Source organism: Ruegeria sp. YTSA072, from assembly GCF_059610285.1.
The window spans coordinates 118,252-144,555 of record NZ_JBXWNI010000005.1 but is presented as its reverse complement, the minus strand read 5'-3'; the positions used below and the strand labels follow the sequence as shown (position 1 = coordinate 144,555).

Below are 26,304 nucleotides of genomic sequence, written 5' to 3'. Positions count from 1 at the left end.
CGGCTATCGGTCCTTCGTCAAATGTTGCACAGGGCACGCGAGGCGTCCTTGATGTTTTCCGTTTTGCTTGTTGATTTGTCGCGTAAAATGCAAAGTCCCGAGATGATATTCTACGAAACCGTCGCGATCTATGGTGAGCTTGAACGATGAAAAATGCCTCCTCCATAGCAATGGTTTATAGCAGGATGACAGCACCGATCCTTGCAGAACTTGAGGACCGGGGATTGGATGCTGATCCGATCATGGCGGCAGCGCGTTTAAGCTTTGAAGATCTGGAGCGACAATTCATTCCGGCAGCAAAGGCGTGGGATTTTTTGGAATACGCTTCTGAGGCTGCGAAGGATACCACACTGGGATACAGTATCGGCATCGAGACACCATCACCCAAGATGCCTAACCTGTCGGTTCTTGAGCCAACGGAAATCACACTGGGTGAACGGCTTTCAAAACTCGTGGTGGATGCGGCGCGACTGACGAACCAAGCGACTTATGATTTGTCTCATGACAGCCAGTATGCCTTGCTTCGGCAAACACGCAATTTCAGACCTGCCAGGCATCCTAAGCAAGCCGAAGGGTTTTTCGCTGGATTTATTGTGAAACTATTGAATGAAACACAGGGTTCAGATTGGGCTGCCGGCCAGTTCCAGATTTCACTTAAAGATGCCGCCGTGTTACCAAGTAGCGTTCGAGCCATAGTACCGATCGTAACGGGACGATCTACCGGAATGCTCTTTCGTTTTCCTGCACCTTGGCTGTTGATTGGAAAAGGCGGGCGCGAAAACAGAAACGTTGCTGTGGATGCCGTACCCGGTTTCGATTTGATTGAAGGCGTTCGCGCAGAACTTAACAGAAGGCTTTCCGATCCCTCATTGACGCTAACCGAGGTTGCCAGTGTATTTGCCGTGACGCCAAGATTTCTTCAGTCTGAACTCGCCGATAAGGGTACCAATTTCAGAACGGAACTTGCCAATTGCAAGCTAGAACGAGCCGCCCAGCTACTGCAAACAACCGACCTTTCCGCATCTGAAATAGGTGCAGCAATTGGACTTCCTAATCCGTCAGTGTTTTCACGTTCATTTAAGACTTGGACAGGTATGTCTCCGGACGCGTTTCGACGAAAAATCAAAGAAAAATAGGGCTCCTGAGAAACCAACATCTCCGTCCGCATTGGGCTCAAAGCGGTAACTCGCTGAGCCTTGCACGAACGACCGCTTTCCAACAGATGCCTAGTTTGCATTCAAGCCATGCGACCGACTGCCGAGCTTAACTTTCCAAGCGCCTTCTCGGTGGATTATGTCCGACGCCGACATGTCAGGCGATGCAACCTCCAAGATTGAAACGAAGAAGTTTACTCTTGGTCGATTTACAAGCAATCGGTTGCCTCCGTGCCCGTTCGCCGCGTAAGACGACCAGTGCCCCATGAAACCGCTCTCTCCGTAAGCGGATACTGTGCGCGCGTAATTGCAGTTCACCTGAGGACTTCGACCAAATGGTCAATAAAAGCCCTTAGTTTCGCAGGCATATAATTGCGATGAACGAAAACCGCATACACAGGTTGCTCCTCTGTCTCATAGCTTGGCAAAAGCCTTTGGAGTTTACCCTGTGCCAGCATGTCTTGCACAAGATAGTCACCGACCAATCCCATGACGTGCCCTGATTTCACGGCATTGATTGCTGCATTTGGCGAGTTCACCACAAATGTATCCGGCATCCTAAAGTCGATAAGCTTGCCGCCGCTGCTCAGCCGATTTACCACGCCCCAATTGCCGGTCATCTGCTTCACGGTGGGACGGTCCGCAATATCCTCCAATTTCTCTGGTGCGCCATACCGTTCGACAAACTCAGGCGTCGCGACAAAGATTAACTTTTGTGAGAATAGTAACCGCGACTTCAACTCCGAGATTTTCAGTCCGTCGCTACCTCCGACCCTTATTGCGAGGTCAACGTTCTCCTGGATTAGGTCGGTGTGACGGTTTTCGAGACGCAAGTCGATTGTTACATCAGGGTACTTGGCCAGAAATCCCGGAATGGCGGGCGCAATCATTTCCTGTCCGAAGGCGACGACGCTACTAACGACTAGGTGTCCGCGTGGGGCCGAACGACGATCTTTGATATCAGCGCTGATGGCGTCGAGCTCGTCAACCAGATTACAGGCGCGATTTAAGAATTCATCGCCCTCTTCGGTCAGGCTAATCTGACGCGTTGAGCGTAGAAACAGTCGCACGCCTAGGTAATCTTCCAGTTCAGAAACAAGACGACTTACACTAGGGGTGGAAATGTTTAAGCGTCGTCCTGCGGCCGCAAAGCCACCTTGCCGTGCCACTTCACGGCTAACCTTGATCGCATTGAGCTTGTTCATTTCAATAACCGTTTTGAATTATGGAACAGTCCATTGCATTTTTAGTGGATTACGAAACTTTTTGAAAGGCAGCAGGATACAAGTAGAACCGATAATTCAAACACAAGAGCACGCTATGGTATTCGATCTGAACACTAATGTTTCTGAGATGCGTCGACAAACTTTAACCAGAAGCCGCTTCGAGGTCGCTCAGGATGCATACCTTGCGGACCGCCGCCGCACTCTGGCGCTGGAAGCCAAAACGGCACGTCAGCTCAAGCACCAACAAAGAGCCAGGTTCCTTCGGAGCAGCATCGCACGGATATTGAATGCTTTCGCAATATGGCTGCAATACGCTGCAGAGCGATTACAGTCGAAGCACGTTTGATCCATTTCAAGGTCAATCCACAGTTTCGGCGGTTACTCACCTGCAACATATTCGCCAATGCGGACATTGAATTTTCCAGTAGCTAGGTCCGCTGAGCGGACGAAGCAGACACTCGCCGTGTCCTTAGTTTCTGGCAATCCCCAGCAAAATTTCGGCTACAGCTTCTTTCGCCGGGCTCACTTCCATTAACTGATGCGGGCCTTCGACCGTGATCAGGTTCCAGCCGCGTTTTTCGACACGAGCAGGTGCCTCGACTTCGCGCATGTATTGAAAGAACGGGTTGCTGTCGTTGGCCACAATGATTGTGCCCTCAAAGTCCGGCGTACCGTCGGGCAGCGCCAACCGATCAGTATAGGACTTGAAGGGATGCGGCCTCATAGTTGGCAGGGCTTCGCGCAATCCATCCTTTGGAATAAGCCATCCATCCCCGTCTTTCTCAACCATAGCATACACTTCGTCTCTTGTGGCCTCGTCGAAAAAACTGGTCATCAGGCTTTCACCGTCATCCGCAGGCACAGTATCCAGATACACCAAATGTTTGATACGATCCGGCTGTTCTGCTGCGGTACCGGTGATAACAGTTCCCCCATAGCTGTGGCCGACGAGGATTACGTTCTCGAGGTCCCGCCAGCTAAGCACGTTTGCAACATCATGCACGTGCGTAGACAAACCCGTTTCTTTTGAAAGAAGGTGCTCTCTCTCGCCAAGACCCGTCAGGGTCAACTCGACCACCTCAAAGCCCTCATCCCTAAGCAATATGCTTAAAGGTTCATACTGACCGGCCCACTGAAACGTCCCATGAACCATAACAAAGACAGGTTTGCTTGTGGACGTTCCCTCTGTTGCGGTCTGAGCGATGGTGAAATTGCCCAAGGAAAGCAAAGCGGTGAATGCCAACCAAACTGTTGCAATGGCCTTTCTGAAGTTGAGCATAATTTCCGCCCCATCTGAACGTTTCCGAATTTCCGGTGACCCTGATTGCAAACTCGCTGCGGGTCAAGCTACTTGATCTTTTAAGAGTACGATCCAATCTGGCTGTCTGTTCTGGGCTCGAAGCGGTAATTCGCTGCGGGTTGGATGAATGGCTGCTTTTAATGCTGTGATCAATGCAAGCGCATCGGGGTGAGTGAACTCAAGTTCACTGACGAGTGCTCAAAGCGCATTGGCAGACGCAACGGCTCTTGCCAAATACTGCCATTCAAGAAATTCGAATGATTGATGTCTCAAGGTCAATTTCAGCTATACGATTTGACTAATTTTAGGTAAACTAAGCTGACCTTTATCTGTAATGAAAGCCGTTAGCTGTGACCGTACCGAAATTAGAACCGCAGCCTGATAAAACAGGTTCGAAACAGGCGCCGCCTTCTCAGGCTGGCAAATTCCTTAAAGGGAAAAGCGGAAATCCTAAAGGGCGGCCAAAAGGCGCGCGCAACAAGGCCACTCTCGCTGCCGAGGCTTTGATGGATAACGACGCTGCGGCCATCACCAAAAAGGCTATCGAATTGGCGAAGGCAGGGGATATGACGGCGATCCGGCTCTGCCTGGACCGTGTTCTGCCTCCGCGTAAATGTCGCCCACTGAACGTTACCTTCCCGAAGATCGAAGAGCCTGGCGACATATTGAATGCTGTGAATGCTGTCCTCAAAGCCGTTTCGAGCGGCAATATCACCACTGACGAGGCAGATGCACTGCTACGAACGGTGGAGGCTGCTCGAAAGGCATTTGAAACTGAAGAACTGCATCGAGAACTCGATGAACTACAGAGCCGCGTGGAGTTACTTGATGGCTAACGCTGGTAGGGCCCGCTTAGCGCAGCTTCGCAAGCGTCTTGCAATTCCTCGAAGCCTTTACCTATCCGCGGTACGTCGTCAGGAAGACCGAGCCTGGGCTAAGTGGACTGACCCAACCCCACTCAACGAGATAACACTGTCATTGAAAGCGGCCAGAGATGCACTTGGGACAAAGTCAGAAACCCAGCAGACAATGACGCCGCACGAACCTGCCGCTGCCCTATTCGACGCAGACAAAGATATCCAGAGGGACGATGCGATCATTGATGCATTTCTCGCTGACAATCCTCACGAAAAACGCAGACCGATGGCGCGTGGAACAACACACGATGAACTCTTCGAGTATTGGAAGTCGACTGATAAAGGGCGTCAACAAGTAGAGCACTATGAAAAGATGATGGCGGATAGGATTAAGCGACTTGTCGCGAAATACAAAAGTGGCAGTATACAAGCCGAGTGAACTTGAGTGCACCAAATTCAGCCCGAGACAACTGGTTGAATTCTATGACGCTGAAACATGCGTCGCAAAGAGAATAGACGCGTGCAGGCTACGGCACTTATGCGGGGCTTATGACAAGCGTGAACTCTTCCACCCCCTCCAACGACCGCATCCTTGCCGGTGTTGCGTTGATGCTGGGGTTTTGCGTGACGGCCCCCTTGCTCGATGTGGCGGCCAAGCTGGCATCGAGCAGCGTTCCGGTCGGACAGGTCACGGCTGCGCGCTTTGTCGTTCAATGCGTACTGATGGCGCCGTTTGTCTGGATCATGGGGCTCTCTATGCGGATCGCAAAAGGGCAATGGCTGGCGCTTCTATTTCGCGCGTTGCTTTTACTCGTCTCGACTTTTTGCTTCATTGCCGCGATCCGCGTAATGCCGCTGGCCGATGCGCTGGCTATCGTATTCGTCGCCCCATTCATCGTGCTACTGGTCGGCAAGTTTTACCTGGGCGAAGATGTTGGTCCTCGCCGCGTCGGAGCGGCGATCGTGGGCTTCGTCGGCGTCTTGTTCGTGATCCAGCCTAGTTTTGAAGTCTTTGGCGCTGTGGCGCTGTTCCCGCTGGGCACCGCGGTTGGCTTCGCGTTCTACATTCTCGTAACACGTGGGCTGTCGCGGCGGTTGCATCCTGTCACTCTTCAGTTTTACACCGGCCTGATCGCCAGCCTGTTCTGTCTGCCCGCTTTGCTGCTGGCCCAAGGTACAGGGTCTGAGCTGCTTGATCCGGTTTGGCCTGAAGGCATCGCGTGGCTATGGCTTTTAGGGGTCGGATTTTTCGCCACTCTGAGCCATATGATGATGACTTATGCGTTATCGATTGCGCCCTCGGCCACGCTAGCGCCACTGCAATATCTCGAATTGCCGGTGGCCACCTTGTTGGGCTATCTGGTCTTTCGCGATTTCCCTAACACTCTGACCCTGACCGGCATAGCGATCATCATTGGCGCGGGGCTTTACATGATCCATCGCGAAAGGGTCACAGCCCGAAAGTTGATTACGGAACGCGCCGCCCCGCCAATCTGAGGGCGCGTAAGCGCTGTGCCGATGGATTGCAAGTGGGCTTTGGCGTAGGTCAGTGAACTTGAGTGCACCAGATACACACTTTGAATTCACTGAGTTTAGTCAGCAGGCTTTGGTGCCATAATCAAACCGCATTCAAATCGTAAGTGATGTGTCGAGTTAGAATTAAGCAGAGAGTTTCCCCAAGCGATTGACTTGGATAGCCAATGGCGCGCGTAAAGGAGAAATACAACCGTTACAAAGCGGAAAAACGGTTTGCTCGGGTTTACCAGACGGTAGATGGAAATCGCTGCATCTACTGCGGCATACCAAATGACAACAAGTATGACCACCAGCCGCCTGTGTATGTACTCCATCGATTTGCAGATGGTGGTTTAGTCACCAAGAAAGCAATCCGGAACCAATTTGGAGAGTGCCTTTTGGTGCCGTGCTGCACGATTTGCAACATGGGTCTTGGAGCGTATCACGGAAAGGACAACAACGACCGGCGTGGGGAAATAGCCAACTGGTTCCTTGCCGATGAACGGTTTCCTGGAGATGAGAAACTGCTCGAAGCTGCCTGCAAACTGCTGGAAGAGCGCTTGAACCAGAAACGCGGCGAAGAGGTGTACAAGGTTCCTTGGGTTGGGCGAGTGATATACATCGAAGCGCTTTACGGATTTATTCGTGGCGATCACGCCAGCCCCGAGGAGTTTCCTGAGTGGTTAAAGCTGGCGCAGTCTGAACTGGCAGAATGGCTTCGGTCCGCCCCTCGACGGAAACCACAGTACTTTTTGGATATGGCGAAACTGGAAAGCTACGAACTGCTACCGCATGCGCGCGACAATCCACGCGGACAGCACTGATTTGCAATTAGTGAACTCAAGTTCACTAACTCCGTCGAAGCGCAGTGGCGCAAATAGAACTGGCCTTAGTTTCGTCCAAACTGACTTAGTGGGAACGCAATTTCCTGCGCGACATGCAAGCCAAGTTGGACCACGTTTGGGCAGAATAAATGAACTCAAGTTCACCGAAATTTGTGGATTTTTCTGCCTTCAAAGGCACTTGCAGTTTGGTCCGGTGAACTTGGGTTGGTTTTGGGCCAGTCGCTAACGCTTTTCTCCCAAAACCAATAGGTTGGCGGCTCCGGTGCTGACGTTCACTGCGACCATTCCAGCAGCCGATTTGACGGGTTGTGGAGCACTTTGACTTTGCCGTTTTCCCAACCCTTGAGGTCAAAGTCGTTGATGCCGCGCTGGGTCATAAAAATGGAGATGTCGTGAGCCGGGTCCATGAGCTCAAGAAGGCCGTCATAAGGACTGTCCTTAAACAATTTAATCCACATATTCACGTACCGCCGGAGGCCTGCCAGTTCGGCAAGAACGTAGGCAAGCCAACTATCCTCCCCGGTTTCGACGTGTTTCGCGTAGAGGTCGGTGGCTCTCTTTAATCCCCGAGCGATGGTCGTTTCGTATGCCTGCTGGTTTGATTGATTGGGCCAGTCATAAACTTGCCCATTGCAAAGACGAATTTCGTGCCCGAGCGCGTAGATGCTCTTCTCCGCGCTCGACACAACGGGTTGCTTCGTCGAGTAAGTTCCGCCAGGGAGCGAGGCTACCGCCTCGGCCAAGGGCTTCGCCGCAGCCTCTACCTCCTGCCGTGTCGGACCAACCAAGAACAGGTTGTCCGCATAGACGATCAGATGCACCTGATCAGACAACTCGGGTTCGAGGAATGTCATAATCCATAGCGCGATCGCCGCAGAGGTCCGGGCCCCTTGGGGCACTCCCTGACGGATTGATGATACGTGCTTACCAATGATAGGCTTCCCATCGGGGTAGATGAGGTGCACGTTCGTGGCGAATGCCACTTCCTTTGTTACCGATTGAGGTGTCGGCAACAATGGCAGGAGAGCCTTTTGGGATACGCTTGGAAAGAATTCGCTGATGTCGATTTCTGCTACCCAAGTGTTTCCTTGTTCGATGATGTGCAGTAGCCGACAAATTGCTTTCGGCACGCCGCGATCCGTGAATAACCAGTTCGGTTGATCGACCTTTTGCGGCACAAGAGCTCGGATACAATCAGCGAGCAATTTCTGAGCTGCCGCCGACCTGATGCCGAAGGCCCAAACGAACCGGAATTTGCCTGGAGTAGACCGTTTTCTGCGACTGATCTTAGCAGTGTCGATGAGTTTACCGGATAGGTCCAATCCCTCTGCGATGACAAAGCACTGATATAAGCTGAGGCGGTGGCGAAACGGTCTTGAGATGTTCACATCAATAACTGCGGTGAGACGGGCGGCGAAAGAACCGAGGTATTCTCGACACGCCTTTCGATATTTCACACCGCCTTCAGACGCATGTTTCAATACGCGGGCGAGAAGTTTTTTTGCGCGTTTTTTCGCTTTCTTTGCACGAGAGACTTGATCATTCAACTGTCCAAGCTCGTTTGCGTGAACGGGAAGCTTGTATCCGAGCTGGTCTTGAAAAGCATTGCACTGATGGGATTTGAAGTAACAGCTCATTGGAGCAACCTAGTGAATGTGGCAGTTGAGAAATGATCGCGCTCGAGTTCAGTGAACTTACGTACAATTGCGGGAACAGGCGAGGAGCATGCAATTTTGACGGACTTTGCCAGTGTCAGACTTGTGGCAGGCGATGCAATTCAATCGCAGCCCGAACCTCCGCCTCGTCCCAGTATAGGCGGCTACCGACTTTCATTGGCATTGGAAGCCGCCCGGATTTGATATCGCGATAGATGGATGACCTGCTGCGGCCACCGAGATTTTGGCGCAATTGTCTAAAAGAAAGATACTTCATGATGGTGCTCCTTAGTGCGTGTTGGAGCAAGAACATCACAAAGCTAATTCGAATGCTGGTCCTCAAAACCCTATGTTAAACGGTACATTTTTTAGTGAACTAAGTTCATTCACTGAGATTGGTGCACCCGTTTACTGCTTGGAGGGTGCCTGATGTTTTGACAGCAATTCTGCCACGTGTTTTGGCAGGCGATCTGATGGAGGGCCAAAAATGCCGATTGGACCTCTCAAACCCAGTTCGAATTCTATTGATTGGCGGCTCTGAGTGGCCTCGATTTGCATACCTATTGAGGCTTTCCGGATAGTTGTTGAATGAGCCTGGTACTTCGTTCCTTTGAGAGCGTTGTTTGCGAGCCTGAGTGCTTCGAGGTAACCTGGGATAGGCCAGTTAATCACACCATCGAACCAAAGCTGGATTGTATGACGTGGCATGTTTGAGTAACGAGTAGGGTCGCTTTGCCACGCCCTGATATAGCTGTAAGCGGATGCCCTGACAGTCTTCTTCAGATGTTTGCGGAAATCTCCAAAGGGTCCGTTACCCTTTCCCACTTTTCCCAAGGTATCTTTTGTCAGGATATCAAAGAAAACATTCTCAATTGGTATGTACGCCCACTCAGGTAGGTCGCAAACACCTTCTCGTCCCAACCTAATGATTTGCAGCAAGGCAACGACATCGCCGTTTTGGTACGATTTTTCCAGTTTGGATATTTCGGACGAGCTAGTTGGTTCATGCTTTTGATGATGTACCTTGACGATCACTGCTTTGTTCCAGTCGCTTGAAAGCTTGTGACATAGTCCGACCACAGATCGTGTACGGTTCGCCTACTATCCAAATAGTCAGTTCTGCGATACGACCTTTCAACTCGCCCGCCGATAACGTGCCCAAGGCAGGTCTCTGCGACTTCGTAGGGCGTATCAGTCGTCTCGGCGATCCAATCTCGAAAGCTCGAACGAAAACCATGCGGACGAGCGATCATTTGGCGACGCTCCATCAGGCGAGACATCGTCGCATCGGAAATCACGCCCTTTCGCACACTTGGAAAAACATAGCCATCCCGCTCGAATGGACTGACCTGATCGAGTACGGCCAATGCGGCATCGGACAAGGGTACGCGAAACGCCGAAGTACTTCCCTTTCGTCCCTTCATCAATTCAGCAGGTATTGTCCATATGTCATCAGAAATGTGTTCGTAGCGCATGAAGCGCAGGGGCTTAGTCCTGACGCCCGTCAAGATAAGCAGTCGCAGCGCGAGATGTGTAACCGAACCGTCATCAATAGAGGCGTAGAAAGCAGGTACATCTTGCCAGGGCAGGGACGGAACGTGCGTGGGCGTGTGCATCTGTTTGCCAAGTAAAGCCTTAGCCTTTTCGGGAGCCTGAAGGTCAACGTCCAAACCCAATGCTGCTGCGTGACGAAAACTGATTGAAAGCCGGTTGAGAGCCTTGCGTGCAGTATCCGCTTTCTTGTGCCAAATAGGTCGCAAGGTATCGCGAATGTCGATCTGATCTATCTCGGCGATTGGCATCTTTCCGAGCTTCGGCAGAACATGAAGTTCAAGAGGGCTAAGCCACCGGCCCGCCTTTCCCTCATCTTTGAGTTCTGCTTTGCGGCTTTCCAATGCATCAAGTGCCACGTCGCGTAGGCAATGCATGTTCTTGATTGCTTCACGCTCTCTGTTTTGCCTATCTTTGATTGGGTCGATACCCTGCCGCACCAAAGATCGTGCTTGGTCAGCAGCTTCCCGAGCCTCTTTCAAGGTGACATGCTGGAGCGCCCCTAGTCCCATCTCACGACGACGGCCATGATGGGTGAACCGCAGGAACCATTGTCCTCCACCGTCACGCCGCTTGTGCAACCACAAACCAGCGCCATCATTGTACTTTCCAGGCTTGGCAGCATTCACGGTCAGCGAGGTAAGGCGGTTGATAGTCCGTGGCATCTATCCACCCTTCTGTCCACCCACTATATGTGGATTAATATGACCTAAGATGAGACGTTTTGATACAGCTAATATTAGGTAAGGTGATTATATTAAAGAGAATACGGTATATGGCGAACCACTAAGACACAAGTATTCATCGCGGTGTGGGGGCACCACTAAATCTCTATAGCTTGCCAGAACGACCGTGTGAACAGATCGAATCTGTCCCATTCGGATTGGGGCGCCGTCAGCGCGCATGCCCTAGATTCTGGTTGGCGGTTGATACGGTGAAACAAAATTCCACTTCGAATGGGACGCGACACGCTTAGCCACAGAAGTTAGCATCGATCCGTCTGCCCTCGGTACATAGGTTTTCCGGGTTCACCAAACCTCCCAAGATAACGATGGATGCGCGGCAAAGTAAATGTATCGAGCTTTGAGTTCTTGCAGGAGCAGTTCGCCAAAAAAGGCGACCTTATCGGCGCTTGATGTTCAGGTTAAGCCGATAGTGATACCAAAGACGTAAAGGCTGGAGGGCTCGGTAATCTTTTGCATGAACTCAACCCAGTCCTCACTATACATCCGTTCGAATTGAACGGGATAGGCCCAAACCAGATTGTGGAACGTGAAAGTAGTTAACAAGACGCCAACTGTACTGGCGCTTGCGAACTCCTTTTGCTTGTCCCTGAGAAACATCGAAATGACCATACCCGCCATACTGGCCATCGCGATACCGATAAAATCCTGTGTGTTTACTTTGCCAGCTTCCGGCACACCTACCATTTGAAACTGAATAAAACGGGTCAGGAAAACCACTATGGAGCCAAGCACAAAAGCCCCAATGAACGCGCCTGGATAGGCGAGGCGTTTCCATATGCTATCAGTATTGGGTTTGGGATTCCTACTTGCCGTTTCTTTTGTGCGTTTATTTATCTGCGCGATACGATCATCAAAGGATTTTTGCTCAGTGCTCACGATGTAACTCAATTGCTTTTCTGCTTTGCAGCGTAGCCTAACTCCAAGTGGAGGTTAAGCAAGAGTCATGCAACCCAAGAGAAAGTGATTGATGCATCGCGGTGATGGAACGGCATGGGTAATGAAGGGGATACCCGGACGTTTTGACGCCGAAGTTTCTCAGGTGAAACGCATTGAATTCGTGATCTGTTGGCCTTACTGAGTTCCTGAGGCCCAACAGAGGCTTGGCACGCTGAGCGGGCGTGATGGAATGGTAGACATATCAGACTTAAAATCTGAAGGGCGTACGCCCGTGTGGGTTCGAGTCCCACCGCCCGCACCACACCTAACAATAGGTTGTTTTTATAGCAAAAGACAATGACTTAGGTGAATCGCCCCCCCAAAAAGGCCATTTGATATGGTTTTTCCTTGTTTACGCAAAACTTACGGATCGAGAGACGAGTTGGGCTTGCGCATCGATCCCAAAAAAGATCAGGCCTAGCCGATTGGGTTGGCCGCACAGCAGACCTTTGCTATACTCGCATCGAATGTCGGCCCCCCGAGCGAGGAGCGAACCGACCATGTCAGCTTTGTGGGGCTTTTGGATTGCGACACGGACCAGACGCCAAAAGGTGCCCAATGTCTGCAAAGGTCTCAGAGAGGTCCTTCAAAGGTCAACACTGAGGATCGTTTGGTTTCGGATATGCGCAACAATGCTGTCACACAATCGAGATGCCTTTAATTCGATCTGACGCCAGTTTTCATTTCAGCATTTGGTTTGCGGTCGCCTGAAATGCAGGCATTGCGTTTTCTATCATTTCGTCAGTAGCGGTAAGGCAAATACGAAAATCCGTTTGGCGGTCGAAAACTGTTCCTGGCATCACATAAACGCCTTGCTTTTGAAGACATTCAGCAAAGGCATCGCTGTCACCGCCCGGGGCTCTCCCCCATAGATAAAAGGTGCCTTCTGGCCTTGTCATCCTGTATCCCCACTGACCCAAAGCATCAAGCATACGTTCGCGCCGGCGAGCCAGGGCGGCAATGTCGATTGAGACGTTTTCAAGGTCCGGCAGCGCATAGATCAATGGAGCATCCGGGACATTCCAACCATCCGCCATCTGCACGGCAAACCGCAGAGTCTGAAGTTCTTTTCGTTCCGCTGCCGGCAAGGTTGGTGAGATCGCAAGGTAGCCAAGGCGCAGGCCGGGCGCGAGGAGAATTTTCCCGTAAGAATAGTCGACCAATGTGTGCGGATAGACGGCTGCTGGTGTCGTAAAGCCAATGTCGTCGAACCGTATGCGGCGGTAGGGTTCGTCAGACAATATCCAAATTCGATGACCGATCTCAGCTGACTTAGCCTCGAGCAGGACGGCAAGCTGTTGCAGATCAGAACGCGAGTATATGCGACCCGTCGGGTTGTGCGGCGTATTAACAACCACGATCTTGGTGCGCGGGGTAATGGCACGGGCAATGGCCTCCATATCAAGGTCAAAATTGTCTGGATCCAAAGGCACCTGCACCTCTTTTGCATCGGCAGCGGCTAGCATCGGCCCGTAGCAGAACCAGCCGGGCAGCGGCACGATGCATTCGTCTCCGGGTTCAAGAAGCATGGTGAAACACATCTTGATGGCCCCAAAAGCGCCTTTGGTCAGCGCAATGTCATCTGCCTCGAATGGAAGTCCCAACTCCTCAGATAGGGCGTCAGCCAGAAACGCGCACGGATCCGCTTCGTTGGTTTTATACGCGAACCAATCCACACTCTGAGGTTCGGCGTGGGTCTTCAGCGCATCGACGACACTGGGCAAAGGCATTTCGTGGGGATTGCCAAATGTGAAATCCGCGACAGCTGGCGTTTCCTTCACCGCAGCATTGTAGGTTGTAAAGAAGGCTTCGACTTTCTGGATGGAATGCGCAGCAGTGTTTGCACGGCGGGCCGTCATGGACATTGAACTCTCCCTACTAAGATGTCGGCATTGCGAGCACAGAAGGAATACTGGTGTGTCGAACAACATATAGATACCCGATCCACAATATTTTGAAGCCTTTTTCGCTATTTGACTTGTGCGACTTCGAAGCCAATGTCGAAAAACCAATTCTATATTTGTCTTGGACCCGGCATCCACTTTAGTGGTCGGCAACGTCTATCGTCGGACAAACTTGCTATCATCGCTTCGGCAATCTTAGCCAGCGAAACTCCAACTTTCCAAAAACAGCCAGCGGAATTTTGTTAGGTTGAAGGATGTATTCACAAATTCCAGTTAATCTTAGGGCACAATAGTGAAACTCACTTCGGATCGTCGTCCTATCCCATGTGTTACTGGCGCAAGCGGAGGTTGCTCAAAAAAATGGCTTCAAATGTCTGTAGTGAACTCCAACCTGACGAACGCAGACACAGCGATCAAATAGCTCTGGAACGGCAGGTATGGGCTTATAATTACCGTAAAATCATTGAATACCTAGCGAATTAGGGCCATTTGCGCCGAGTAATATTACGCATTGTGCCTGTTAAGTTGTTGAAGAAAATTGTTTCTGTGGTTTACACCGCCCGCACCAGTGCATTGTTAAGCCGGAAACCCAAGATCGTTAATCAGCTTCCACAAATCCCGATTCGCCACAGAAAGCTGGTCGACCACCTTTTCGATTTCTTTCATCGCACCCTCATCAACCGTATCCTGGCGGCCCAGTTTGATGTCTGTCTTCCGGTCCGCAATGCGCATCAGGATGGTCTTTGGATTGCCGCTGTCGGGATCGAAGGAATAGATGCAATGGTTGTATCTGTTCCGAATTCCCGAAAGCTTGCTGAGACGCTGTGTGTGCTTAAGGATTGGGTCACGGATGTCAGGCGGACGGCCTTCCATCTTGGCCAGCCGCTCGACCAGATCAATTCTGGCGCGGGTCGTGTTCAGCGTCAGAAAGATGATGACCGAGATATCCTTGTTGGTGCGGGTCAACCCGGCGATCAGGTGAATCAACAGGCTTTCCGTGTTGGTCCACATGTAGTTCAACTTTCCGACTAGCAGGATCAGGCGGTCAAACCGGGCTTCGAAATCGTCAGTCAACGGGCAGTTCTCTCGCTTCGTCCGGCGCAACCTCGAAAAAAAACTGCGCGGCTGCAGTTCGGTTACTGACACCGATCTTACCCGCCACGTTGTGCATATGAAGTTTGACCGTGTGTTCGGTGATACCCAGGTTCGATGCGATGATCTTGTTGCTTTGACCTTTTGACACCAGTTTGAGCACCTGCTTTTCCCGGTGCGTCAGCTTTGAATATGTCGGGTGGAGATCGCTGGGCCTTGATGTCGCTACCGGCGCGCGGTTTGACGGCGTCGGTGCATGCGCCACGCAATCCGCAAGAAAACACGGCAGGTACAGCTCTTCATGTAACAGCAGGCGTAAAATAGACCGCCATACATCCGGCGCGACGTTCATCGGCAGGTATCCGATGTCGCCGAATTTGCTGCGATCCCACTTTTCGAATGCGAGCCGGGCAGCTTCTTCCTTGCGATAAGCAAAGGCCAAGCTGCCTGATCCCGCGATTTCCATATAGGTCTGCGGTCGGTTCAACAGATCGTCCAGCATCATCTGGTCGACGACGACCACCTTTCCCGCTCCAACGTCCAAGCGGCTTGGTGCAGGCAGCACGTCAATTGTTTCGATCCGGCGCGTGACCACGCCGAATTCGGATTGGACATCATCGATTGTTTGATCTGAATAGAAGAGTTCTTTGCCGACGAAATTGATCGAGAATTCTTCGGGATTGTAATCGTTTTGAACAGCATCTTCCTGAATTGGAATGCCCATAGCCACGCCCCTCTTATTAATTAACCCAAGCCGCGAAAAATAGCGGCGAAATTGTAACCAGTACTTGTAGAACAGAATTAAAGAAACTTTTGCTATTGAGGCATTACTATAGCTGAAAGTACAAGTTTTTTCAATTATGTGCGCCGTTCCGAAAATTCAGTTCTAATGCTTTCGTTTAGGTGGGCAGTACTTCCTCTCGCGTAAGTGGAGGAAAACAATGGGTTTCCCAAACTGTGAGTTTTGAGCCGCGCGATTGGCCGTTGCTGCAACTGCTATTCGATCACACAAGCATTACAGCAATGAAATCAAAGCTCTGGACGTTCTAGTCCTTTAAGGTAGCTATTCACGAAGCGCTCCGCCTGTAACCATGATCTTGCTTCTATTTTGAAGCCTTAATTCCTGATGTGTCCGCGAATCGCGCATTACCGCGAGCTACTTCCGCAGACACGGTGTCGGCTAAGCCGAGAAAGGAGGGTGGGTAAAATTCACTGGACGAAACCGCACACGCGCGTTTTCGCATGGGTGCGGCTCCTATTTTTCAACTGCGCCAGTAACCGTTTTAGAGATGAGTGACGGTCAGCGCGCTTCTTAAGTGGAGAACTATTATGAGTAGACGCAACCAACCGTACAACGACATTACTGCAATCGGTGAAGTTGGGGTCGAAGAGGCCCATGTTGATATCGATGCCGATATTACAGTCGAAGAAGCTCAGATTGACGCAAATCTGAATGAGCAAGAGCAAACCAACGACAACAGCGTAGATAACGATCAGGGCCAAGATCAGGACCAAGGTCAGGACCAGGATCAGGGCCAAGATCAGGACCAAGGTCAGGACCAGGATCAGGGTCAGGATCAGAACCAGCAGAACCACAATGGTGGCGATGACAGCAACGACAATTCCAACTCAGTTCACATCGATTTTGGTGGCGGCGAGTGGATTCCGCGCGATGACGATCAGGTCGATCTGGATCTGGGCGACGATGCGAGCGTAGGTGACGTCATCACTGCTGGTGGCGACATTGACTATGATCCCGGCGATGACATGAACCTGGATATTGACATGAGCGGCACAACGACCGCTATGGCAGCAATCAACAATCAGGTTGCTACACTGGAAGACAACGACATTCTGGAAAGTGCCGAAGTTTCCAATGACGGCACCTTCGAGCAGAAGGGTGACGCCTATGGCGGAACCGCAAATGCTTCAGAAGGTATCGGCGCGAATGCGGATGGCGGCGATTCTGGAAATGGTGGCAGAACAGTGGGCGGCGATGCTCGCGGTGACACAGAAGGTGGTTGGGCTGATGCCGCTGGAGGAGATTCCGGTGATGCCAACGGTGACGGCGAAGGCGGAGACGGCGGAGATTCCGGCGAGGCAACCAACTTCGGTCTGGGCGTTGGGCATTCTAACGCTGAATCGAATGGCAGCAGCAGTGCTGGTGACGGCGGTGACGCCGATAGCGACTCCGATGCTGACAATGACGGTAGTGCCGACTCGGATGGCGATAGTGACGGTGGTGATGGCGGAAATGCCGGTTCCATCGGCCTAGGTCTGGGCTTTGGCTCGTCGGATGCCAGCAATGACGGTGAATCGGCCGGCGGCGACAACGACTCGGACGCCGACAACGACGTAGACGTTGATACCGACAACGATTCCGAATCCGACGATGCAAACGGCGGCGGCGGTCTGGCTGGTAACCTTGGTCTCGCTGCAAACGAGAGTGACAGCGACACCGAAGCCAATGACGCGACATCTGGTGGCAACATCGGACTAGGTCTTGCAGCAGGTCTGGCTGGCGCGGATGCAGACGGCACCGGTGGTGACGGCGATGGCGGCGACGGCGACAGCGGCAACGCAGATGGCGGTAACGGCCCTGGTGGTGACGGTGACGGCGGTAACGGCGGTGACGGCGATGGCGGTAACGGCGACAGCGGCAACGCAGATGCTGGCAACGGCCCTGGCGGTGACGGCGGCGACGGCACTGGTGGCGACGGTACTGGTGGCGACGGCGGCAACCGGAACGGCGGTGACGGCGGTGACGGCAACGGTGCTCGTGGCGAAGGTGCTGGTGGCGGTGACGGTGACGGCGGCAACGCTGACAGCGGCAACGGCCCTGGCGGTGACGGCATGGGTGCTGCAGGTGCCGGCGGTGACGGTGGCGACGGTGACGGTGGCAACGCCGACAGCGGCAACGGCCCCGGCGGTGACGGCAATGGTGCATCCGGTAATGGTGGTACAGCTGACGCGGCTGCCGATGCTCAAGGTGTAGGTGATCAGGACGCTACGGGTCCAGCGGTCACTCAAGCTCCGGGTGACGTGACCGGCGAAGCCGACAATAACCAGGATGCCCAAGTCAATGGCGGTGCTGGTGGGACCAATGACGTTGATGGTTCAGCGACGGGTACCGGAACCGGGACCGCGATGGCTGACGGCGTCGGCGGTGGCGGCGGAGCCGTTCAGCAAGACGCTGCATCCACAGGAACCGGTGAAGGTTCTGCTGACGCGACCAACAACGCAGGCGACGGCGGATTGTCCGAGGTCTTCTCGACAGCGGAAACCGATGGTTCGGCAGACAGCATGGCAGAGGCCATCGCTGGATATGGCGGCGACGCTATGTCGGACAACGACGCAACCTCGACCGCAGCGGGCAGTGCCACTGGCACAGCAACGTCGGGCGTTGGCGGCGGCGGCGGTGCCGGTGCCGGATACGGCGGAACCTCTGGTGACGCTTCCGGTATGGCGACGCTTGGTGACACCAACGGTGCAAACGTCGACGGTGGCGATGCGTCGGGCGCCTATTCGGGTGCTGGCGGAGCTGGCGGCAATGCTGGATCGTGGGGTTCAGGCAACGGCGGTGACGGAATCGTTAACGGCGAGTCCTATGCTTCGGCAGCTGCCGTGGTCGATACATCGGCATTCAACCAGTCGATCGTCATGGGTGCCAACGTTCTTGGCAACTCGGTCGATACGACAATGGTTGGCGGTTCGATGACCGCGACCCACAACAGCGACGACACCGACGTATAAGTCGCAGTCAGGGCCCGAATTATCGGGCCCCGACCTTTCTGACGAAACCGCCGAGGCCGCGACAAGTGGCCTCGGCACAACAAACCCAAAGCGGAAATTTTAGGCCGGGGCGGGGAAAAGGAAACCGATATGTCTCTCGACAGTATTACAGAAACGATAGCGCATTTTATTGGAACCTTTGAGCTTACGATTGAACAGGCCCGGCTGAGAGATCAGTACGAAGAATTTACGGCGCTTCGGCGCAAAGTGGAACTGGATGAACTCGACGATCCGATATCCATACAGATCGCTGCCGAATTAGATCTCCCACCAGGCGAATATGATCCACTCCCTTATAAACTTCTGCCTCCTCCTGCCGATCTTCCGTTGCCGCCCGTGCCCGATGGGCCGCTTGCGTTGTCCGAGATATTTGTCGGTCCCAGCTTCGGACCCGATCCCTATATTCCGGATGTTCAGTTGGGGACGGCGCAGACGGCAGTATTAATTCTAGATCCACAAGTCCCACCACTCATCATCGGCTCGGCCGTAACCTACACGTTCCAGGCGATTGTCCTGAACGACAACGATGTCATCGGTCATGGCGATTTTCGCGATATCGAAATCCAGATTGCGCAAGGCGAGCAGATGCTGGATGTCGCGTTGTCGATGCACGCCATTGCAACGCCATCTCTGAACATTGAAGACTATAAGTCGCTGGAATACCTCGAAAGCCTGGCTGAGCAGATGCAGTCGCCAATGATATCCCAAATCGAAGGCGTGACCATTTACCAGTTCCACGGCGAGGACGCGCTGGGCGTTATTGTGAATGGCGAAGTGGTCGAAGAAATTCCGGATTGGAACGATCTTCTGCCCGCGCATCATCAGACAGAAGACGAGGAAGAAGAAGACGATACGCCAGACATGACCCCGGACGAATGGGACCGCTCGGATGATGATGAGTTCGGCGAGGGCCATACGGTTATCGCGGGCGGAAACCTTGCGATTAACGAGGTTAACATCACTGTGGCCTGGGTTGACGCGCCGGTCATCGCAGTGGGCGGAAAAGCCGTTAGCTTGACTGTGGTTAGTCAGGTGGCGGTGGTGTCTGACATCGACCAGGGTGAACCCGGCGTGCAAAGCGACACAAATGTGGTTCAGGCGTCATTTATCGGGACCGAAGCCAGCGAAGAGTGGTGGCAGGACGACAATGTAGCCGAGCCAGGTGCGGAGCCGATTGTCTCGGTCACTTGGATACAAGGCGATTTGTGGGTCACGAACTTCATCAAGCAGGTGATCGACGCCACAGATATCGACAAGATCAGCACTGAAATCTCAGCTTCGACCAGCTTGTTCACGTTGGGCGACAACGTTTTGAGTAACGTCACCAATATCGTTCAGTTGGGTAACTTCTATGATTTGATCATGATTGGCGGAAACATGATTTCGGTCGATATGCTGCATCAGACCATCGCGCTTTTGGATGATGACATCTACGGCTTCGGCAGCAAGCCAGCTGAGGGTGACGACAATCTGGTCATGAACCAAGCGTCGGTAACGACCACCGGCGAAGACAACGTGGAAGAGCTGGATGTGGCCCATGCCGAGGCCATGCCGTTGCAGCAGATTGATCGCGAGGCCTTTGAGGACGCTTTGACTTCCAATCCGGACTATGCCGGCATGGAGTTGCTTCGCGTACTGAAGATCGACGGCGATCTTTTGCAGGTCAATTCGGTTGAACAAGTCACATTGCTGCAGGATCAGGACGATATTTCGCTTGAAGCAGCGGCTGCTGTTGATGCCGCGCTGAACGGAGCCGGAAACGCCCTGTTGAATGCAGCCAACATCACAAAGACTGGTGTCGATTCAACCATTATGGCAGCTGGCGGCGAATATTCGGACCTGCTGTTGCATCAAGCTGCACTGATTGACATCCCCGAAGTGCCAGACGCTTCAGAGTTGGCCAATGAAGCCATTGCCATAATAATGGAAGAGACTGCGGCGATTGGCGATAACGCTATCGCACAGGCACAATCGAACCTTACGCCTTCTGGAAATGCTAGCACCGACGATGCGATGCAAACGATGCTGGCGTAAAATTTCCACTTGATTTGGTCAATCCGTGTTAGCGTAAAGACTGTATTTTTTACGAGTGTTCCGAAAGTTTTAAAATGTCGTTTGTTTTTTCGTCGCGTCGTTCTTCTGATGCCCGCCCCCTTGATTTTGAGGGCGTTGCTACGCCCACGCAGCCGCATGGCAGCGATGAATCCCCACTTAAAGCAGCTAAGACGCCAAGTTTGCGTTTGAACAAAGAAATGCGTGTACCAGATCCAAAGGACAGTCCCAAGATGACTGCGAAAAAGGACGATGCGGTTGCCGAAAAAGCTGTGAAGCCCAAAGAGCAGGCGACCAAACCCAGATCGAAACCACCAAATCGTGCCGCAGCTTCACCGCGGCACGACCAGTCGCAGCCCGATCAAGATCAGAATGCTCAGGGCAGCGACGCTGGGGTGGCCGAAGAAGCCCAAGGCCCCGATCCTACCACCGCCGCTGAAACGACTGCGCGGATGACCCCCCAAACGCGCTCGAATGGCGGTGAACGCATAGGTGCCACTATCGAGGCTAAGGCGAACGAGCCGATGAAACTCCGACAAACGGGCGGAGGAGACGGCAGCGGGCCACCCCAGACTTTCCACAAACGCACACCTCCTGAGGATTTCCAAAATACTCTGCGCACCTCTCTAAAGGCGATCTGGCGCAATCTCGCATTTGTCCTGGTTCTGACCTGCGCAACCAACATCCTGATCCTTGCGATCCCGATCTACCTGTTTCAAATCAGTGATCGGGTGCTGACCAGCAGGTCTTTGGATACACTGATCATGCTGACCGCCATTGTTGCGGGGGCTGTGATTTTTCAGGCGGCATTTGACGCGGTGCGCCGTTTTATTCTGATGCGTACAGCGGTCGAGGTGGCCGCGCGATTGGGCGCGCCCGTTCTGAGTGCGGCAGCACATGCGTCGCTGCACGGCAACGGCCGGGAATACCAGACGCTGGGCGATCTGCAGCAAGTGCGCGGTTTTTTGGTGTCGGGGACGTTGATTTCATTCCTTGACGTTCCATTCGCACCGCTGTTCATCCTGATGATTTTCCTGGTGCATCCGCAGCTGGGATCAATCGTTATCGTAACCGCGATGCTGCTGATGATTATCGCGGTGATTAACCAGAAAATGACTGCCAAGCCATTTGCCGAGGCGAACAGATCCCAATCAATGGCAAACCTGCACCTCGACTCGATGGCCCGTAACAGCCAGATCATCAACGCTCTGGCGATGATCCCCGAGGCGGTACGCATCTGGGGTCGCGACACGGCACAATCTCTGACATGGCAAGTACGGGCGCAGGACCGGAACGTGATTTTCGCGGCCATCTCGCGTGCGATACGCCTGCTGACACAAATTGCCATTCTGGGCTGGGGCGCTTATCTGGCGCTGCAGGGCGAGATCACTGGCGGTATGGTCATCGCTGCTTCGATTATCGCCGGGCGCGCATTTGCACCTATCGAAGGGTCGATCGAAGGCTGGAATGCATTCCTGCTGACACGTGCCGCTTTTGGGCGCATCAAGAACCTTTTGTCCAATTCGGCCCTGCAATTTGAAAAGTTGCGCCTGCCGCGTCCCGAGGGGCGCATGGATGTGGAGCGCCTTCTTTATGTTCCGGGTGGCACCAAACGTGTTGTCCTGAACGGCATCAGTTTTTCGCTTAATCCCGGCGAAACACTTGCCGTTATCGGCAATTCTGGGGCGGGAAAAACCACGTTGGGCAAAACGCTGGTTGGGTCGATCCTGCCGACCTCCGGCAGTGTTCGTCTGGATCTGATGGATATCCGCAACTGGGACCCACGTCAGTTTGGTGAGAGCATCGGTTATCTGCCGCAGGACGTTCAGTTGTTCCCCGGGACGATCAAAGACAATATCGGCCGGATGCGTGCCGACGCGACAGATGAACAAATCCACGACGCCGCTGTTCTGGCTGACGTCCACAACATGATCGCCACTTTGCCGCAAGGATATGAAACTGTAGTTTCCGCCGATGGATCTCCGCTGTCGGGCGGGCAAAAACAGCGGATAGCACTGGCGCGCGCTTTCTTTGGCAATCCGCGCATGGTGGTTCTGGACGAGCCGAACTCGAACCTGGACGTTGCCGGTGATCAGGCGCTGTCGCGGGCGATTGAACAGGCCAAGGAAAGCAAGATTACCGTCGTGGTGATCACTCAGAAACCGACGCTGTTGAGCGTTGTCGACAAAATCATGCTGCTGACAGATGGTCGTGTGGCGCTGTTTGGTCACCGTGAACAGGTGCTGCAACAGTTGAACGCCTCGCGTGGAAATAAACCAGGCATTCAGTCGCAGCAGGGGGGCCCAAAATGAACGAAGTTGTACCCGTAAACAATGACCCCAAGGATCCAGCCGTTTGGTATGCCGAGGTGCCGCGGTCGATCCACCGCTTTGTTACCATCGGTGTGATCTTGCTGGTTGTCTGCTTTGGCGGGTTTGGCATCTGGTCCTTTAGTGCGCCATTGGCCGCGGCGGTCATTGCGCAGGGCAGCTTTGTTGCCACAGGCCGCAATAAGATTGTTCAGCACCTCGAAGGTGGGATCATCGAAGATATCAAAGTCATCGAGGGTCAATCCGTTATCAAAGGACAAGTTCTTATGACCCTCGACCAGACCTCGGCCGAGTCAAATGAACGCGAACTGTTCATCCGCAAAATCCGCTTGCAAGCCATGTCCCAGCGCTTGTCGGCTGAAAACAACGAGCGTGATCGGCTTGAGTTCTCGCCGGAATTGATTGAAGCGTCGAATGATGTCGAGGTGATGGCGATCCTTGACGGGCAAAAAATCAGCTTCGATGTATCCCGTAAGACGTTGCTGAACGACATCGCTTTGCTGGAACGCAACATGGAAGCGCTGAAAATTCGCTCAAGCGGGTTTGAGGCGCAGTTGGAAAGTATGGTTCGGCGTTCGGAAATTTTGCAGGAAGAGTTCGAAACCAAACAAGTACTGTTCAAAAAAGGGCTGGTGCGTAAGGGCGACATCAACACGATCCGCCGCGTGCAGGCCGAGGCCGAGGGCCAACTGGCGCGGTTGACGGCTGAAACGGCTGAAATCAACCAGATGCTTCTGAAATACGAAGAACAGATTTCCCGCACGCGATCGGCCTATCGCGAGGCTGCGTTGGATGAATTGAGCGTGATTTCAGCTGATCTGGAAAGCGTACGCGAAAAATCCCGGCAGGCCCGAAGCGTTCTGGACCGTGCGGTTGTGCGCGCTCCGGTCACGGGAACCGTAGTGCGATTGCACTATCATACGGCTGGCGGTGTTATCGAAACCGGTGAACCAATCGCGGAAATCCTGCCTTCGGATGCGCCCCTGATTATCGAGGCGCAGATCCCCCGAACGGAAATCGACAGCGTCGTGATGGGACAGCAAGCAACGGTTCGACTGGTCGGGCTTAACCAGCGTACCACTCCTGTGCTGAGCGGCGAGGTCTACTATGTCTCGGCGGACGCGCTAGTGGAAGATTCTGGAGGAATTCCGCAAGAGGTTTATCTGGCGCGCATCTCGCTGGAACCCGATGAGATGGACCGCGTGCGTGGGTTTGTTCCCACACCCGGAATGCCCGCCGAGATCATGATCCAGACCGAGGAACGCACCTTTGCGGCCTATATTGCAAAGCCTGTGACAGACAGTATGTCGCGCGCCTTCCGCGAGCACTGATCACTCTATAGACCTGCTCTTTCCCGGTTTGCCGTGTTAGCCTCTGGTGAGATGCACCAGAGGGGACGCTTTATGCCATTGACCGTAGGCCAGATGATGGAGGCAGCAAACGCTGCCGTTGAACGGATTGACACAATCAAAGCAAAGGAACTGATCGGGCAGGGTGCTTTGTTGCTGGACGTGCGAGACGCGGTAGAGCTGCAGCAAACCGGCCGTGCGCAAGGTGCGCATCATATCCCGCGCGGTATGCTGGAATTCCGCGCTGACGACACCCTGAAATCTCATGACCCCGAGCTGCGCAAAGACCGCGCAATCGTGCTGTATTGCGCGGCTGGTGGTCGTGCGGCACTGGCGGGCAAGCTGTTGAAAGATATGGGGTATGAAAAGGTCTACAACATCGGTGGGTTGCCGGACTGGGTCAACGGTGGCGGCGAAGTGACCTGATTTCTAACCTCTGTCCGTTGAAATCTGACGCAGATCAAGGCGTATAGCATACCAGTTGTCTAAAGCGATAATCGGGCTTCTGACAAAAGGACAACTGATGATGCTACGCCTTGCCTCTATCCTGTATACTTTGATCGCAACCGCTCTGGCGGGATCAGGCGTTATTGCCGTCCTGTCCGCGGGATTGGTGTCTACGGTTGCAATCGTTTCAGCAGCCGCAGCTGGCTGTGTGGCTGCCTTGCCAGTGTCCTGGTTGGTGGCGAAGAAACTGTACCAGAATGCAGCCTGATCAGGCGTTCAGGTAGGTCCTGACCGCGGCTTCAAACTCACGAGGTTTCTCGGCGTGCAGCCAATGGCCTGCGCCGGGGATTTTCGCAAATCGTGCGGCGGGAAAATGCGCGCGGATGGTGCTGCGATGTTCGGGCAGGACGTAATCGGAATCGCCACCGGACAAAAACAGGGCCGGGCCGTCCCAGGATGCATCAGTTTCCGGAAAGCCCATGATTTCGGGCATCTCGGCCGCCAGCGTGTCGAGGTTCAGAAGCCAACGCTTCCCCTTGACGTCCAGAGATTGCGTGAAAAAGCTCTGCAAAGCTTTTTCGACGCCCTGCGCTGCCAACTGTCCCTCGGCGTCCGAGCGTCTTTCAATCGTTGAAAAATCCACGGCGCGCATGGCTTCGATGAATTGGATTTGGCTGTGCGTATAAGTAACGGGCGCAATGTCCGCCACAACCAGCTTGTGCACCAATTCTCCGTGGCTCAGCGCCAGCATCATCGCAGCCTTACCACCCATCGAATGCCCGACAACATCCGCTTTGCCGCCAAGGTGCAGGATCACCTCGGCCAGATCTTCGGCCAAATCGGGATAACCGTGCTCATTGGTCCATTCACTGTAGGCGTGGTTGCGCATATCGACTGCAACGACCTGCCTTTCGTCACATAGTCGGCGCGCAATAACCCCCCAGTTTCGGGCAGATCCATACAAACCATGCGCAATCAACAGAGGAGGGTTCGAGGTCGGTTCACCGTGAATGATCGTGTTCAGCATTCTGGTTTGATACCTGCGTGCGTTTGAAACGACCAGCCCCCATTGTCGCCCCTGCGGGCTGAGGTTAGATTGCGCAGGCAGGAGGCCACGTCATGTCGCAAACCACAGATATCCAAAGCCAGATCGCGCAGACGGTACAATTGCTGCGTGAAAAGCTGGGTGTAAAGGACCAGACGCTGACGGCTTCTGTCCGCAAGGCCAAGCGCCGATTGCCGCGCCGCGTATACAAGCAGGCCATGATGCTGGCCGGTGCGGAGCAGATGGCCTCGCACCCTAAACTGCGGTTGGTGCTGGACACTCAGAAATTGGCCAAGGCATCGGAAGAGGTTCAGACCCATCTGAGCGGTATAAACCTGGCCGATCGCCGCTGGGGCTGGTTTCTGAACTTTCTGGGGGCTCTTGCTTTGGGATTTCTGGCGCTGGCGGCTTTGGCCGTGTTTGTTCTGCGCTGGCGCGGTTACATCTGACTGCATTTCCAACAAAAAAACGGCGCCCATCGGACGCCGTTCTGATTTGTGATCCCTGT

At 53.5% G+C, this 26,304-nt stretch carries 23 protein-coding genes and 1 tRNA gene; 13 read left to right on the top strand and 11 right to left on the bottom strand.

Going from position 1 to position 26,304, the window contains the following annotated elements:
• Positions 1 to 146 precede the first annotated feature (146 nt).
• Entirely contained in the window at positions 147 to 1,136 is a 990-nt protein-coding gene (locus AC2FIB_RS11060; protein WP_496842048.1) for a helix-turn-helix transcriptional regulator, read from the top strand.
• Between the two features lie 332 nt (positions 1,137 to 1,468).
• Here AC2FIB_RS11060 and AC2FIB_RS11055 read toward each other — a convergent pair whose 3' ends face one another.
• Positions 1,469 to 2,359: a LysR family transcriptional regulator gene (locus AC2FIB_RS11055; protein ID WP_496842047.1), complete on the bottom strand. Its 891-nt coding sequence runs from the start codon at positions 2,357 to 2,359 to the stop codon at positions 1,469 to 1,471.
• Between the two features lie 490 nt (positions 2,360 to 2,849).
• On the bottom strand, positions 2,850 to 3,659 hold the full coding sequence (locus tag AC2FIB_RS11050) for an alpha/beta fold hydrolase (RefSeq protein ID WP_496842046.1): 810 nt from the start codon (positions 3,657 to 3,659) through the stop codon (positions 2,850 to 2,852).
• A 371-nt stretch (positions 3,660 to 4,030) separates the two neighbouring features.
• Between AC2FIB_RS11050 and AC2FIB_RS11045 the strand changes: the two genes are divergently transcribed.
• The 4 genes from AC2FIB_RS11045 to AC2FIB_RS11030 all read left to right on the top strand — a co-directional run bounded on the left by AC2FIB_RS11045 (position 4,031) and on the right by AC2FIB_RS11030 (position 6,876).
• Positions 4,031 to 4,516 carry a DUF5681 domain-containing protein gene (locus tag AC2FIB_RS11045; RefSeq protein WP_496842045.1) on the top strand — a complete coding sequence of 162 codons (486 nt, stop codon included), beginning with the start codon at positions 4,031 to 4,033 and terminating at the stop codon, positions 4,514 to 4,516.
• On the top strand, positions 4,509 to 4,976 hold the full coding sequence (locus AC2FIB_RS11040; protein WP_496842044.1) for a hypothetical protein: 468 nt from the start codon (positions 4,509 to 4,511) through the stop codon (positions 4,974 to 4,976). The genes AC2FIB_RS11045 and AC2FIB_RS11040 overlap by 8 nt, the downstream gene beginning before the upstream one ends.
• Positions 4,977 to 5,086: 110 nt before the next feature.
• Complete coding sequence (locus tag AC2FIB_RS11035; protein ID WP_496842043.1) at positions 5,087 to 6,034, top strand: DMT family transporter; 948 nt, start codon at positions 5,087 to 5,089, stop codon at positions 6,032 to 6,034.
• 203 nt (positions 6,035 to 6,237) lie between these two features.
• On the top strand, positions 6,238 to 6,876 hold the full coding sequence (locus tag AC2FIB_RS11030; RefSeq protein WP_496842042.1) for a hypothetical protein: 639 nt from the start codon (positions 6,238 to 6,240) through the stop codon (positions 6,874 to 6,876).
• Positions 6,877 to 7,169: 293 nt separating this feature from the next.
• Here the strand turns inward: AC2FIB_RS11030 and AC2FIB_RS11025 are convergent, their stop codons facing one another.
• The 5 genes from AC2FIB_RS11025 to AC2FIB_RS11005 all read right to left on the bottom strand — a co-directional run bounded on the left by AC2FIB_RS11025 (position 7,170) and on the right by AC2FIB_RS11005 (position 11,725).
• The gene (locus tag AC2FIB_RS11025) at positions 7,170 to 8,534 is read right to left on the bottom strand and encodes a reverse transcriptase domain-containing protein (protein ID WP_496842040.1); all 1,365 of its coding nucleotides are present in this window, start codon (positions 8,532 to 8,534) and stop codon (positions 7,170 to 7,172) included.
• Positions 8,535 to 8,649: 115 nt separating this feature from the next.
• Positions 8,650 to 8,829, bottom strand: coding sequence for a helix-turn-helix transcriptional regulator (locus tag AC2FIB_RS11020; RefSeq protein ID WP_496842039.1), 180 nt, complete (start codon positions 8,827 to 8,829; stop codon positions 8,650 to 8,652).
• Between the two features lie 131 nt (positions 8,830 to 8,960).
• Positions 8,961 to 9,587 carry a hypothetical protein gene (locus tag AC2FIB_RS11015; RefSeq protein WP_496842038.1) on the bottom strand — a complete coding sequence of 209 codons (627 nt, stop codon included), beginning with the start codon at positions 9,585 to 9,587 and terminating at the stop codon, positions 8,961 to 8,963.
• Positions 9,584 to 10,768, bottom strand: coding sequence for a tyrosine-type recombinase/integrase (locus AC2FIB_RS11010; RefSeq protein ID WP_496842037.1), 1,185 nt, complete (start codon positions 10,766 to 10,768; stop codon positions 9,584 to 9,586). The genes AC2FIB_RS11015 and AC2FIB_RS11010 overlap by 4 nt, the downstream gene beginning before the upstream one ends.
• Before the next feature lie 474 nt (positions 10,769 to 11,242).
• The gene (locus AC2FIB_RS11005) at positions 11,243 to 11,725 is read right to left on the bottom strand and encodes a hypothetical protein (RefSeq protein WP_282169172.1); all 483 of its coding nucleotides are present in this window, start codon (positions 11,723 to 11,725) and stop codon (positions 11,243 to 11,245) included.
• A gap of 236 nt (positions 11,726 to 11,961) precedes the next feature.
• Between AC2FIB_RS11005 and AC2FIB_RS11000 the strand changes: the two genes are divergently transcribed.
• Positions 11,962 to 12,047, top strand: a tRNA-Leu gene (locus AC2FIB_RS11000).
• Positions 12,048 to 12,465: 418 nt separating this feature from the next.
• Here AC2FIB_RS11000 and AC2FIB_RS10995 read toward each other — a convergent pair.
• The 3 genes from AC2FIB_RS10995 to AC2FIB_RS10985 form a co-directional block, all read right to left on the bottom strand.
• Positions 12,466 to 13,650 (bottom strand): aminotransferase class I/II-fold pyridoxal phosphate-dependent enzyme, encoded by a 1,185-nt coding sequence (locus tag AC2FIB_RS10995; RefSeq protein ID WP_496736216.1) that lies wholly within the window; start codon positions 13,648 to 13,650, stop codon positions 12,466 to 12,468.
• Positions 13,651 to 14,265: 615 nt separating this feature from the next.
• Positions 14,266 to 14,763: a hypothetical protein gene (locus AC2FIB_RS10990; protein ID WP_058272340.1), complete on the bottom strand. Its 498-nt coding sequence runs from the start codon at positions 14,761 to 14,763 to the stop codon at positions 14,266 to 14,268.
• Entirely contained in the window at positions 14,756 to 15,505 is a 750-nt protein-coding gene (locus AC2FIB_RS10985) for a helix-turn-helix transcriptional regulator (protein WP_496842035.1), read from the bottom strand. The genes AC2FIB_RS10990 and AC2FIB_RS10985 overlap by 8 nt, the downstream gene beginning before the upstream one ends.
• A gap of 605 nt (positions 15,506 to 16,110) precedes the next feature.
• On the opposite strand from AC2FIB_RS10985, the gene AC2FIB_RS10980 reads away from it, so the two are divergent.
• The 6 genes from AC2FIB_RS10980 (at position 16,111) to AC2FIB_RS10955 (ending at position 25,019) form a co-directional block, all read left to right on the top strand.
• Positions 16,111 to 18,534 (top strand): hypothetical protein, encoded by a 2,424-nt coding sequence (locus AC2FIB_RS10980; RefSeq protein WP_496736218.1) that lies wholly within the window; start codon positions 16,111 to 16,113, stop codon positions 18,532 to 18,534.
• A gap of 129 nt (positions 18,535 to 18,663) precedes the next feature.
• A complete protein-coding gene (locus AC2FIB_RS10975) occupies positions 18,664 to 20,607 on the top strand; it encodes a type I secretion protein (protein ID WP_496736220.1) in 1,944 nt (647 codons plus the stop codon).
• A 251-nt stretch (positions 20,608 to 20,858) separates the two neighbouring features.
• The gene (locus tag AC2FIB_RS10970; RefSeq protein WP_496736221.1) at positions 20,859 to 22,937 is read left to right on the top strand and encodes a type I secretion system permease/ATPase; all 2,079 of its coding nucleotides are present in this window, start codon (positions 20,859 to 20,861) and stop codon (positions 22,935 to 22,937) included.
• Positions 22,934 to 24,286: an HlyD family type I secretion periplasmic adaptor subunit gene (locus AC2FIB_RS10965; protein ID WP_496736223.1), complete on the top strand. Its 1,353-nt coding sequence runs from the start codon at positions 22,934 to 22,936 to the stop codon at positions 24,284 to 24,286. The genes AC2FIB_RS10970 and AC2FIB_RS10965 overlap by 4 nt, the downstream gene beginning before the upstream one ends.
• A 72-nt stretch (positions 24,287 to 24,358) precedes the next feature.
• Positions 24,359 to 24,730: a rhodanese-like domain-containing protein gene (locus tag AC2FIB_RS10960; RefSeq protein ID WP_282119957.1), complete on the top strand. Its 372-nt coding sequence runs from the start codon at positions 24,359 to 24,361 to the stop codon at positions 24,728 to 24,730.
• Positions 24,731 to 24,830: 100 nt separating this feature from the next.
• A complete protein-coding gene (locus tag AC2FIB_RS10955) occupies positions 24,831 to 25,019 on the top strand; it encodes a hypothetical protein (protein ID WP_058272333.1) in 189 nt (62 codons plus the stop codon).
• Here AC2FIB_RS10955 and AC2FIB_RS10950 read toward each other — a convergent pair whose 3' ends face one another.
• Positions 25,020 to 25,778, bottom strand: a complete 759-nt coding sequence (locus AC2FIB_RS10950; protein ID WP_496736225.1) for an alpha/beta fold hydrolase — start codon at positions 25,776 to 25,778, stop codon at positions 25,020 to 25,022.
• Positions 25,779 to 25,870: 92 nt separating this feature from the next.
• Here AC2FIB_RS10950 and AC2FIB_RS10945 point away from each other — a divergent pair, with 92 nt between their 5' ends.
• Positions 25,871 to 26,245, top strand: coding sequence for a hypothetical protein (locus AC2FIB_RS10945; RefSeq protein ID WP_496699756.1), 375 nt, complete (start codon positions 25,871 to 25,873; stop codon positions 26,243 to 26,245).
• Positions 26,246 to 26,304: the final 59 nt, after the last annotated feature.